Origin of the sequence: Pseudoalteromonas sp. AS71 (assembly GCF_038900275.1) — a bacterium.
In the GTDB taxonomy this organism is placed as follows: domain Bacteria; phylum Pseudomonadota; class Gammaproteobacteria; order Enterobacterales; family Alteromonadaceae; genus Pseudoalteromonas.
On the sequence record NZ_JBBMQZ010000008.1, the window covers coordinates 174,343 to 185,427 of the forward strand.

9 protein-coding genes are annotated in these 11,085 nt (G+C 38.4%); all 9 read right to left on the minus strand.

What is annotated here, in order from left to right:
* Positions 1–9: 9 nt before the first annotated feature.
* Entirely contained in the window at positions 10–2,109 is a 2,100-nt protein-coding gene (locus WNY98_RS08325; RefSeq protein ID WP_076924576.1) for a DUF1302 domain-containing protein, read from the minus strand.
* Positions 2,110–2,361: 252 nt separating this feature from the next.
* Positions 2,362–2,583 carry a DUF2835 domain-containing protein gene (locus WNY98_RS08330; protein WP_033036512.1) on the minus strand — a complete coding sequence of 74 codons (222 nt, stop codon included), beginning with the start codon at positions 2,581–2,583 and terminating at the stop codon, positions 2,362–2,364.
* On the minus strand, positions 2,584–5,178 hold the full coding sequence (gene pepN / locus WNY98_RS08335; protein WP_342877621.1) for an aminopeptidase N: 2,595 nt from the start codon (positions 5,176–5,178) through the stop codon (positions 2,584–2,586).
* A 47-nt stretch (positions 5,179–5,225) separates the two neighbouring features.
* Positions 5,226–6,689 (minus strand): Na+/H+ antiporter NhaC, encoded by a 1,464-nt coding sequence (gene nhaC / locus WNY98_RS08340; protein WP_007586912.1) that lies wholly within the window; start codon positions 6,687–6,689, stop codon positions 5,226–5,228.
* Between the two features lie 181 nt (positions 6,690–6,870).
* Positions 6,871–8,895 carry a carboxy terminal-processing peptidase gene (gene prc, locus WNY98_RS08345; protein ID WP_342877622.1) on the minus strand — a complete coding sequence of 675 codons (2,025 nt, stop codon included), beginning with the start codon at positions 8,893–8,895 and terminating at the stop codon, positions 6,871–6,873.
* Positions 8,896–8,921: 26 nt separating this feature from the next.
* Positions 8,922–9,572, minus strand: a complete 651-nt coding sequence (gene proQ / locus WNY98_RS08350) for an RNA chaperone ProQ (RefSeq protein WP_024600504.1) — start codon at positions 9,570–9,572, stop codon at positions 8,922–8,924.
* A 15-nt stretch (positions 9,573–9,587) separates the two neighbouring features.
* Entirely contained in the window at positions 9,588–9,866 is a 279-nt protein-coding gene (locus WNY98_RS08355; protein WP_002961910.1) for a hypothetical protein, read from the minus strand.
* On the minus strand, positions 9,866–10,324 hold the full coding sequence (locus WNY98_RS08360; RefSeq protein WP_076924573.1) for a GAF domain-containing protein: 459 nt from the start codon (positions 10,322–10,324) through the stop codon (positions 9,866–9,868). The genes WNY98_RS08355 and WNY98_RS08360 overlap by 1 nt, the downstream gene beginning before the upstream one ends.
* Before the next feature lie 128 nt (positions 10,325–10,452).
* The gene (locus tag WNY98_RS08365) at positions 10,453–10,833 is read right to left on the minus strand and encodes a hypothetical protein (protein WP_007586920.1); all 381 of its coding nucleotides are present in this window, start codon (positions 10,831–10,833) and stop codon (positions 10,453–10,455) included.
* Positions 10,834–11,085: the final 252 nt, after the last annotated feature.

An 11,085-nucleotide genomic window follows, 5' to 3' on the forward strand; every position in this document is an offset into this window, starting at 1 on the left:
ATGTTACCCCTAAATAGAATATTTTAAGTTAAAAGAAACGTAATCGCGATCCGAGAAAGTATTAATATCGCCGCCGCCCCAAAACGAGTTATAGCTCACATCAAGTGACCACGCATTTTGGTAGTTAAAGTTCATGGTTGCACCTAAAGATTTACGATCTTCGATAAATAAGAACATAGGATCTGGTGTATTACCATTTACGTCATGAGAAAATACAAAACGTGGCGAGAAGTTAATACCGTTATATAGGTTAAAGTAATCACCTTTAGCAATTAAGCGATACCCCCAAGAAGACGCAGTAGCAAATGATTTTTCTTCAGCGCCATTTGATAAACCAAGTTGCAATGTTGAGTAATCAGTTGTACCAGGGCCTGTAATTGTTCCACTGCGGCCAGTACCCGAAACATTTAAACGCATCTCATCGTATTCTGGCATATTATGAATTTTTACCGCACCCACTTCACCAACAACAGCCCAACTATCTGCACCTAAAGAAGGGCCAAATAAGTGAGTAGCAGTAAATTGAATTTGTGACGTATCACGTTCAATATAGCCTTGAGCAACTTCACCCGCAGCAACAGAACTAATATCATCGCCAAAACTCATTTGCGAAATACCTGCAAAATCTGGACGAAGACCTGCAAGCGCTAACTGCTCAGGCATAGCTGTGTACAGTAGCTCTACGTCATCAATTTGCAGAGGCTCATCTTGACGAAACGCAAATTCACCTGCAAAGGCTGTTTCACCAATAGTTGTGTTAAAACTTAAACCATATAGTTTAATATCTTCAGGGTAGTCATTTTCAGCTTTTGAAAAAGCGGTTAAATCAGCAACATTATCTGACGTAATTTCTGTTGTCATGATCATTGCTAAATCTTGTGCAATTGCTGCCTGCGAAAAGTTTGATACACGACCAGAGATAAGCGGGCGACGACTGTGATAATTCACATGGTATAATGCAATCTCAGTATCATTAAACTCAGGTAAAAATATACCTAAACGTAAACCGTATTGGCCACCATCTTCAGGCTCATTTTTACCATTATCCCCTTTGCCTTTAAGCGCAACCTTAGTTGGATAAGCAAGATACATCTGGGCTAATAAAGCACTCCCTTCAGCACTTGAAGGATCAATACCTTGAGCAGCGGCTGCTAATGCAAAATCGGATGTTAGGTTATTCAAACTATCAGTTAAAAAAGCAACATCAATATCAGGATTAGACGTAAAGCCTAATTGAACATTCTGCTGATAACCATTTTCTGCTGCAAAGTCATTAGTAGAAAAGTATGTACCTGCTGCTGGTAAACGCGTTTCCTGCCATTGGTATTGGTAGAAACCTTCAAGCGTAATGTTCTCAGTAATACCAAGCGATGCCCAAAGCATACCTATTGGTATAAATGCTTCTTTTAACTCAGCGCCTGGAGCTTTTAACCTATCTATATCAACTGGGTTTACATTAATACCATGAGATATAAGCGTACTTTCACCCCAGTTAACTACTTGCTGGCCTAAACGGACAGATAAAGGGTTATTACCATCATTTAAATCAAAATCGGCCCATACAAACGCATCTAATAAACGTATGTCGGCACAGCTTTGTGCTTTAGTGTCTTTATCATCACATGGATCAACACCTTGCCCTGATGTAGGGTTTGAATAAGCGTGGTAGCCATCCATTAAAGCAAAGTCGTAAAAATACATGAAGCGAGTGAACAAACCATAGTTATCTTTATTTATTGAAAGGTCGTGTGTTCCCTTCAATAGTTTTGAGAATGAGTCACCACTATCAAAATTTAAATTACCAGCATCACCGTTATTTGAATAAGACCCTGGTTGAGCCCATACATCTTGAGATGAATAGATAGTGTTACTTAGCGCAGGATTGTATCCTGTCCAATCAAATGCTGGATTATTACTTTTACCAATTAGGTTAAAGTCTCTATCCTCTACGCGAACACTTTGCCCATATGAAAAAGTTGAATCGAAGGTAATATCAAAACCTCCAGCTTCAAATGTTACAGCTTGAGTACTTGCTGCAGATAAACCTAAACTAGCGGCTGCTAAACCTATAGCGATTCTATTTTTAACAAAAAGCGATCTTCTTATCATTTTGGTTCCCCCCTGTCGCGGGTCATTTTGTGTGATCAAGTTATTGTTTTTAGTGTAATCATAACGATAGAAGCGAATCAGTGAAATTACAAATACTCGCTCAAATCAGTCATATACTTTTTATTCTGGTTAACGCTTACGTATTGGTAAGACGTCGTACCAGATAATTTATACACGTTATTTAACAATAGGACAAATTGAAATTAACAAAAATACAATATTTTTATGGTTTTATAACATAAAAACAGGGAGCTAAGCCACTTGTTCAATACGAATGAATTTATTTTCGGGGGTTAATAACATTCTAAAACGCCCTCTTATACCTAGGCTGGTAATAAAAGGTCTTAAATGATTAGCAGAAAAACGTACTGTTTTCCCGCCATCTTCTACAACTTGTAATGAGCTAAAACGGCCATGGTAGTAATCCATGCACTCGTTATAGCTCAATCTTAGGCTAAAATAATACTCAATCATTTATGCGAGCGCTTTTTCAACCTTTTCATACAAGTCAGCACTTAGGCCATCGAGGTTGGCTAAACGCTGTAATTGCAATTTCATTGCGTGTGAACGTACATCATCGTAACGCTTCCACGACATAAATGGTGTAAGCATACGAGACGCATTTTGTGGATTAATTGCATTAAGTTTTATTAATAAATCACCTAATAACGCATAGCCTTGAGCATCTGATCGATGAAATTGCGCTGTATTAAAGTGGCTAAAACTTCCTACAAGTGCACGTACACGGTTAGGATTTGAAAAGTCAAAACACGGGTGTTCATAAAGTGCTTTAATATTTTCTATCGCATTACTGCCTGATTGCATAGCTTGCAGTGCAAACCACTTATCCATGACTAAAACATCATGACGCCACTGACTATCAAAATGACTCAAAAGCGCTTGTCGAACAGGGTGTGAAGCTTTTACCACTGCGCTTAGGGCGCCAAGTACATTAGTCATATTAGTCGAACTTGCAGCCTCCTTAATAAAGGTTACAGCCTCAGGTTTTTGTGTTCTAGCAAGGTAGTGCAAGCATATTTGTTTTAAAGCACGATTCGCAACGGAGGTTGCACTTACACTGCCATCATCTTCAAGAGATTCGTAACAACTAAGTAATTCATCAGCAAGTTCATCAGCAATTTGTTGCTCAAACTTTTCTGTTATTTCGATAATCTCATCAACAGGTATTACATCAAATTCAGCAGCTAACGTGTCAAAACTTGGCAATTTAAACAGCTCTGCAATTAAAGCTAAATCGCCCTCCTTGGTGTTTATAAGCACACGTAGCGCATTTATAATTTCGCTACTTAATACGCTATTCGTTGCATCGGTGATTTGAGATTTAATCGCCTTAATGAATAGCTGCTGTTGTGCATCCCAACGTGAAAAATCACTGCGCGCAAAACGCATAATATGCAATAGTTCTGGCTCTGTTGTTTGCTGATTTAAAATACAAGGAGCAGAAAAGTCTTCGAGTAAAACCGCAACAGGCTTTTCTAAAATATTGTCAAAGCTAAATGTTTGAATCGTATTTGTTACATCAAGTACATGATCTAGCTTTTTACCTTTATATTGCAGAGCAATACTCTGCCCATTGGCATCAAGTAGTTCAATAGCAAAAGGTATATGAAGCGGTGTATTCTCTGGCTGATTAGCCGGCGCTGTTTGCTCGATTGTCAAAGTGTATGTATTTGAGCTGCTATCAAATTTTTGAATTGCATTTAAACGCGGTGTACCTGATTGGCTGTACCATTGTTTAAATTGCTCTAAATTAACGCCTGATGCATCGCTCATCGCACTAACAAAGTCATCACATGTAACTGCTTGCCCATCATGGCGCTCAAAGTAAAGTGTCATACCTTTTTGGAAGTTCGTTTCACCCAACAATGTGTGCATCATACGGATAACTTCAGCACCTTTATCGTATACAGTAACTGTATAAAAGTTATTCATTTCAATAACTTTCTCTGGGCGAATTGGATGAGCCATAGGGCCTGCATCTTCACTAAACTGATGCGTACGCATTACTTTAACCGCATCAATTCGGTTAAGTGCACGAGAGCCTAAATCACTGCTAAATTCTTGATCCCTAAAAACCGTTAAACCTTCTTTTAACGATAACTGAAACCAATCTCTACACGTAACTCGGTTACCAGTCCAGTTATGAAAATACTCATGCCCTACAATAGATTCAATCGTATGGTAGTCTTTATCTGTGGCTGTTTCTTGATTAGCTAATACGCATTTACTATTGAAAACGTTCAACCCTTTATTTTCCATCGCGCCCATGTTGAAAAAATCGACGGCTACAATCATATAAATATCAAGGTCATACTCTAAATTAAAGCGCTCTTCATCCCACTGCATTGCTTTTTTAAGTGAAGCAATAGCATGGGGTGTTTTAGATAAATTACCTTTATCAACAAACAATGCTAACTCTACATCCCTGCCGCTTTTAGTTGTGTACGTGTCTTTTAAAACATCAAAATCGCCCGCTACAAGTGCAAATAAATAGCTCGGCTTTTTAAATGGGTCTTGCCATTTTACAAAATGACGACCATCTTGTGTTTCACCACTGTCTACTTGATTACCATTAGAAAGAAGTTGCAGATATTTTTTATCGGCAATGATAGTTACATCAAACGTGGCAAGTACATCAGGACGATCCATGTAATAGGTGATTTTTCTAAAACCCTGCGCTTCACACTGTGTACAATACGCACCGCCAGATAAATACAAACCCTCTAGAGAAGTATTTGTCTCAGGTGATATCTCGGTCACAATACTTAATTGGCAACTATCCGGTAAATTATTAATTATTAGCTGCTCACCAATAATTTCATAATCAGTTATATCGACCGTATCAACAGATAAAGAAAGTAAGCGTAAATCAATACCATCAAGTACTAAAGGTGCTTTTTTATCACCAACCCGCGTTAGTGTTAGCAAAGAGCTTACTTTGGTTGATAATGGCTGTAAGTCAAAGGTTAGCTCTGTGTGGTCAATTAAAAAATCAGGAGCTTTATAGTCTTTAAGATATTGTGCTTGAGGTTTACTTGATTCAGTCATAGATACTCCAAAACAGCTCCTTTTCAGTTAAAAGGAGCTGTTTAAAATTAGGCGGATTGTTTTGGCTTAATACGTAAAATTTTAATGCCTAAGTAGGCATAAACAACCGCTAAAACAGGGTTAATTAAGTTAAAGAAAGCGTAAAGTGCATAATCAAAAGGGTTTATTAGTAAAACGCTTTGCATATATGCGCCACACGTGTTCCATGGAATTAGAGGGCTGGTAATTGTACCCCCATCTTCCAATGTACGAGATAAGTTAACAGGCTTCAAACCACGTTTTTCATATTCATCTTTAAACATACGACCAGGTACTACAATTGCAATATATTGATCGGCCGCTATCACGTTAGTACCAATACACGTTGCTATTGTTGCCGCAATTAACGAACCCGTACTTTTAGCTATTTTAAGTATGCTTTTAACAAAAATATCCAAAAGGCCTGTTTTTTCCATAATTGCACCAAACATCAGTGCAGTCATAATAAGCCATGTGGTTGTAAGCATTCCGGACATACCGCCACCACTAAGTAGAGAGTCCATTTTGTCATCGCCTGTACTTATGCTAAAACCATCAAAAAACGTCGTCCAAACAAGCTTAAAGTAGCCAACTAGCTGTCCTTGAGAAACATCAATTTGGCTAGCAATTAAATCAGATTGAAACAACATGGCCCAAACAGCGCCTACAACAGCACCGATAGAGATAGCAGGAAAGGCCGGCATTTTTTTAATCGCTAAAACTAAAAGTACAATTAGCGGGATTAGCATTTCAAAACCAATATTAAAGTTTTGCTGTAAAATAGCCGTTATTTCATCAATACGCCCCGCTTCGCTTGAAGCAGTTGCGTTAAAGCCCATGAATATAAATATAATCAGTGCAATTACAAAACTAGGCACTGTCGTCCACAGCATATGTTGAATATGCTCAAACAAATCTGCGCCTACAACTGCTGGCGCTAAGTTAGTTGTTTCTGACAGCGGGCTTAGCTTATCACCAAAGTACGCGCCAGATATAACAGCGCCTGCTGTAACTGTTTGCTCAAGTCCAAGACCCGTTGCAACTCCTAATAAAGCAACACCTATTGTAGCGGCAGTAGTCCAAGAGCTACCAATGCTCATAGCTACAATGCCACAAATTAAACAACTCGCTGCGTAAAACCAACTTGGGTTTATAACTTGCAAGCCATAATAAATTAAAGTTGGCACTGTTCCAGAAAGTAGCCAAGTGCCAATTAACGCACCTACCATAAGTAAAATTAGGATAGCACCAAGCGAAAGCGTTATACCTTCAATCATAGCTTGTTCTAACTTTTTCCATGTATAACCGTTTTTAAGCCCAATTAAAGCCGCTGCAAAAGTAGCAAATAAAAGCGCAATTTGGTTGGGCCCTGATGAAGAGTTATCACCAAATAAGTAAACTGCAGCACCTAACAAACAAATTAATACAGAGATAGGAATTAACGCATCAAAAAACGAGGCGGGCTTGATTGGTTTGTCATCCAATAGCTTCAAAGTAGAGACTCCTAGACACACTTACTGTGTGTTTAATTATTATTTTTAGCACGTTAAGCGCATTAACTGAGCGTCATTAATCTAGCTCAAATTTATGTAATCAAAGATTATAACAATTTAGTAAATTTTAGGTAGTAAAAAAGGCGCTAAAGCGCCTTTTTTATAGAGGTAAAACCAGTTATTACTTCTTAGCTATACGACCATAATTAATATAGTCTTGAGTAATTAATGCAGCTTCTTCTAAAAATGGGTCAAGCTCTTCAATTACTTCTGGTAAATCGTCTAAGTTTTCTACCGGGTCTTTACCTAAACGCTTAAGACGTTCGTTAGTACGTACAAGTGCACGTGCTTCACCTTCATCTTTTTCTTTAATACGCGTAGCTTCAACTAAAGAGATAGTTTTACGGTCTTTCTCTTCGTTGTATAAGATAATGTCATTAAATACATAACCAAATTCTGGTTCTGATTTAATTCGTACTTCGTGTTGCTTCTCAAGGTAGGTAATAATAGGTGTTAAATTACCTAACTTTTTGTATTTCGCTTTAACAATGCTATCCCAAGGAAGTGCATTATCTTGCTTACTTTCGCCCCACTCTGCAGGATCGATTGCTGATGGAAACGAAATGTCAGGGATCACACCTTTATGCTGTGTACTCCCCCCGTTAATGCGATAAAACTTAGCAATAGTATACTGTACACTACCTAGCGCATTATCGTATAGGTCATAAGCGCGGCCTAAGCCTTTGTGCTGCTGTACAGTACCTTTACCAAATGTTTGCTCGCCAATAATAACCGCACGACCGTAATCTTGCATTGCTGCTGCAAATATTTCAGAAGCAGAGGCACTGTAGCGGTCAACTAAAACAGTTAAAGGGCCATCGTAATAAGTTATACCATCGCGATCTTTTTGCTCTTCTATACGGTTATTTAAGGTATGAATTTGAACAACTGGACCTTGGTCAAAAAACAAACCTGACAATTGAGTCGCTTCATATAAAGAACCACCACCATTTTGGCGTAGGTCGATAATAATGCCATCAACTTTTTCTTCTTTAAGCTTAGCCAGTTCAACTTTTACATCTTTAGAAAGATTATTGTAAAAGCCAGGAATTTCAATCACTCCAACTTTACTTGTTAAGTCAGAGTATTTGGCTTCAAATACTTCTGATTTAGCCGCTCTATCTTCAAGTCGAATTTTATCACGAGTGATTTCAACAACTTTAGGTGCACCGTGAGCGTCAACACCTTTTAAGTACTGTAGACGTACTTTAGTCCCTTTAGGGCCTTTAATTAAATCAACTACGTCATCTAAACGCCAGCCAATTACATCTACAAATTCTTCGCCATCTTGGGCAACGCCGATAATGCGATCATCAGCTTTAATTTGATCTGTTTTATCTGCAGGGCCTCCTGGCACTAAGCTGCGAATAACAGTGTAGTCTTCATCAGGGCTTAGCACGGCACCAATGCCTTCAAGCTCTAAGTCCATATCCATTTTGAATTGCTCTGCACGACGTGGCGATAAGTAAGACGTATGCGCCTCAATACTGCGTGCTAGCGAATTCATAACAATTTGAAAAGCATCTTCTGAATTAGATTGTACTAAACGTTTTTCTGCATTTTTATAACGTTTGGTCAGAACTTCTTTAATGCCTTCCCAATCTTTACCCGTCATTTTCAAACGCAGTGCATCGTACTTTACACGCTCACGCCAAATTTCATCAAGCTCAGCTTGTGACACAGGCCATGCTGAATCTTCACGGTCATAAAAGTATTCATCTTCTTTATCAAACGTCATTTCTTTTTCAAGTAAAGTAAGTGAATACTCGTAACGTTCAAAACGGCGTTTAAGACTTAAGTTAAAAATATCAAACGTAAATTCTAATTTACCGGTAGTAATCGCGTTGTCAAAGTCATCACGATATTGCTCAAAAGAGGCGATATCGCTGGCTAAGAAAACGCTTTTATTAAAATCAAGGGATTCGATATAACGATCATACACTTTACTAGAAAGCTCATCGTTAAATCGAACCGGTGTATAGTGTGAACGAGCAAATAAGCTAGCCACTCGTTTGCTAGCAGTACCATGTTGACTCTCTTGCTTAAGCTGGGGTAAATCGTCAATTGTAACGGCTTCAACAGCAGCAAATAATGAACCTGAAAACAGGGCAGCAACTAACGGAATGAGCGTAAACTTTTTACTCATACACAACTCCTTAATTTATTTACAACTTAAACAATATATAAGCTGTCAGCTTTGGTTTTAACTTGCATGCCTGTAACTAATTCAACATGAACATCATCTTTGTTCACTTCAGTGATTACTGCGTTTACAAGTGCTTGGCCAAGTTTAACCTTAACCTTATTATTAACCTTGACCTCAGTTGCTGGTAAAGGTTCAATTTTTCCTGAACGTTTAGCCGGCGCTGCTTTAGCAGGTTTGTTAGCTGCAGGTGCGTTTTTATCGCCTGCTTTACTAGCATGAGCTGGTTTTTTCTTGAAAGATTTAGAATCAGAATCTTGGCGTGGACGCTGTTGTTTTTTGCGTTTTGCCATTTTAGCACGGCTTTCTTCCAATGCTTTTTGTGCATGGTCGATATGCTCTTGCTCAACTTTTTCACCTTGATTACCATCAAGGTCAATACGAAACTCTGACTTAGTCACAGCTTCTAAATAACGCCAATTAGACGTGTATTTTCTAAGCGCTTGACGAACTTGAGTCTTACTTACTTTTTCAGACCCTTCAATACGCTCAGCAATATCTTTAAAAATACCTACTTTAAGCGGCTTGATGCCATCTTTTTGTTTAAAACATTGTGGGAATTCTTGATATAAAAATTCCAACACTTCATTAATATCTTTTAGCTTGTTTGTGGTTTCCATTTTAGAACCTATTTTTCACATCTTTTCATCAAGGGACGAATCGACGTAGTGTGTTACCCAGTCGACCAACTCTTCGAAATCGGCTTCTATTACAGCCATATCACCCCGAAGGTGTTCCCAAATACCATTAATTGTTTCATCAATAAATTCACATTCTGAATCATCTGGAAGACGATCCCATGCAATATGAATTAAATCATTGAGCGTTTCCGCTACATGCTCTTCTTCGCCTTCCCAATCGCCAACATCTTGCACAGCAAATAGGTAGTCTTGAACATTTAGCAAATCTTTCATTACAGGCTCGCCTCTAAGCATTTCACTAATGCTTCAAGGCCAACTTTATCATCAGCATCAAATCGGCCAATACTTGGACTATCAATGTCTAGTACTGCGAATACTTTACCATGTTTCATGATAGGTACAACCACTTCAGAATTAGACGCTGCATCGCAGGCTATATGCCCGTCAAAAGCGTGAACATCTTCAATTAATTGTGTTTCTGCGGTTGCCGCAGCTGTTCCACATACCCCTTTCCCAACGGGAATACGGATGCATGCGGGGTTACCTTGAAACGGGCCAAGTACTAATTCAGTAGGAGAATCCATAAAGTAAAAGCCCGCCCAATTTACATCTTCTAAAGAGGTAAATAACAGCGCGCTTATATTTGCCAAATTGGCAATTACATTAGATTCACCAGCTATCAGCGATTCAGTTTGCTTAACTAATGACTGGTAAAAATCGTGCTTTTGCATACCAAACTACTTCTTATTAAACATACAGTAGCTAAAGGTACTCTTTGTCGTGAAAAATTGGAACCTTTTGGAGGTAAAAAAAAGGAAATTGCACCGTTTATCAGCGTGCTTGGTTAATAATGCTGCGATTATTTTTTTACCGATTTACGAAGACCAAATAAAAACAGTCCAGCTGCAAATGCTGACATAACACTATTAATCAAAAATATCTCACCAGTTGATGCACTTAATAAGTAACTGAATATAGCGCCACCTAACAAACCAAGGGTTAATACACCTGAATAATTAACTTTAGAATACTTAAACATAAGTAAATATCCTGGCACGACAAAAGCCGCCATTGTTAAACCTACAATATGCGCATTTGAGATAGCAGTCATCAAAAGTTGAAAAAATACGGATAGGAAATCACCCTGTAGCGTTAGTGCGTAATACAATCCTAACAAGCTGCCAATAATTACCGGGGACAATAATGAAAGCGCGACGCTTTTTGCGAGTTGATGTTTCATCTAATAATCCTTAATACAGAGTATAAATTTTAATGTATTAAGCATGCACCAAGATCTAAAGCTTAGAAATAGAGACTATGGTCGTAATTTATGATGATAAATCGCGCTATTTCTACCCGTAGTTATTTATTTTACAGGCACAAAAAAGCCCGCTAAATTAGCGGGCTATTTTGTTATATGGTGGAGAGATAGGGATTTGAACCCTAGATGGGCTATAAACCCATGCCGGTTTTCAAGACCGGTGCATTCGAC

What these genes read in the sequence shown, in the direction of transcription:
- WNY98_RS08325 (WP_076924576.1), bottom strand. Translation starts at nt 2,109, where the DNA reads ATGATAAGAAGATCGCTTTTTGTTAAAAATAGAATCGCTATAGGTTTA.
- WNY98_RS08330 (WP_033036512.1), bottom strand. Translation starts at nt 2,583, where the DNA reads ATGATTGAGTATTATTTTAGCCTAAGATTGAGCTATAACGAGTGCATG.
- pepN (WP_342877621.1), bottom strand. Translation starts at nt 5,178, where the DNA reads ATGACTGAATCAAGTAAACCTCAAGCACAATATCTTAAAGACTATAAA.
- prc (WP_342877622.1), bottom strand. Translation starts at nt 8,895, where the DNA reads ATGAGTAAAAAGTTTACGCTCATTCCGTTAGTTGCTGCCCTGTTTTCA.
- proQ (WP_024600504.1), bottom strand. Translation starts at nt 9,572, where the DNA reads ATGGAAACCACAAACAAGCTAAAAGATATTAATGAAGTGTTGGAATTT.
- WNY98_RS08355 (WP_002961910.1), bottom strand. Translation starts at nt 9,866, where the DNA reads ATGAAAGATTTGCTAAATGTTCAAGACTACCTATTTGCTGTGCAAGAT.
- WNY98_RS08360 (WP_076924573.1), bottom strand. Translation starts at nt 10,324, where the DNA reads ATGCAAAAGCACGATTTTTACCAGTCATTAGTTAAGCAAACTGAATCG.
- WNY98_RS08365 (WP_007586920.1), bottom strand. Translation starts at nt 10,833, where the DNA reads ATGAAACATCAACTCGCAAAAAGCGTCGCGCTTTCATTATTGTCCCCG.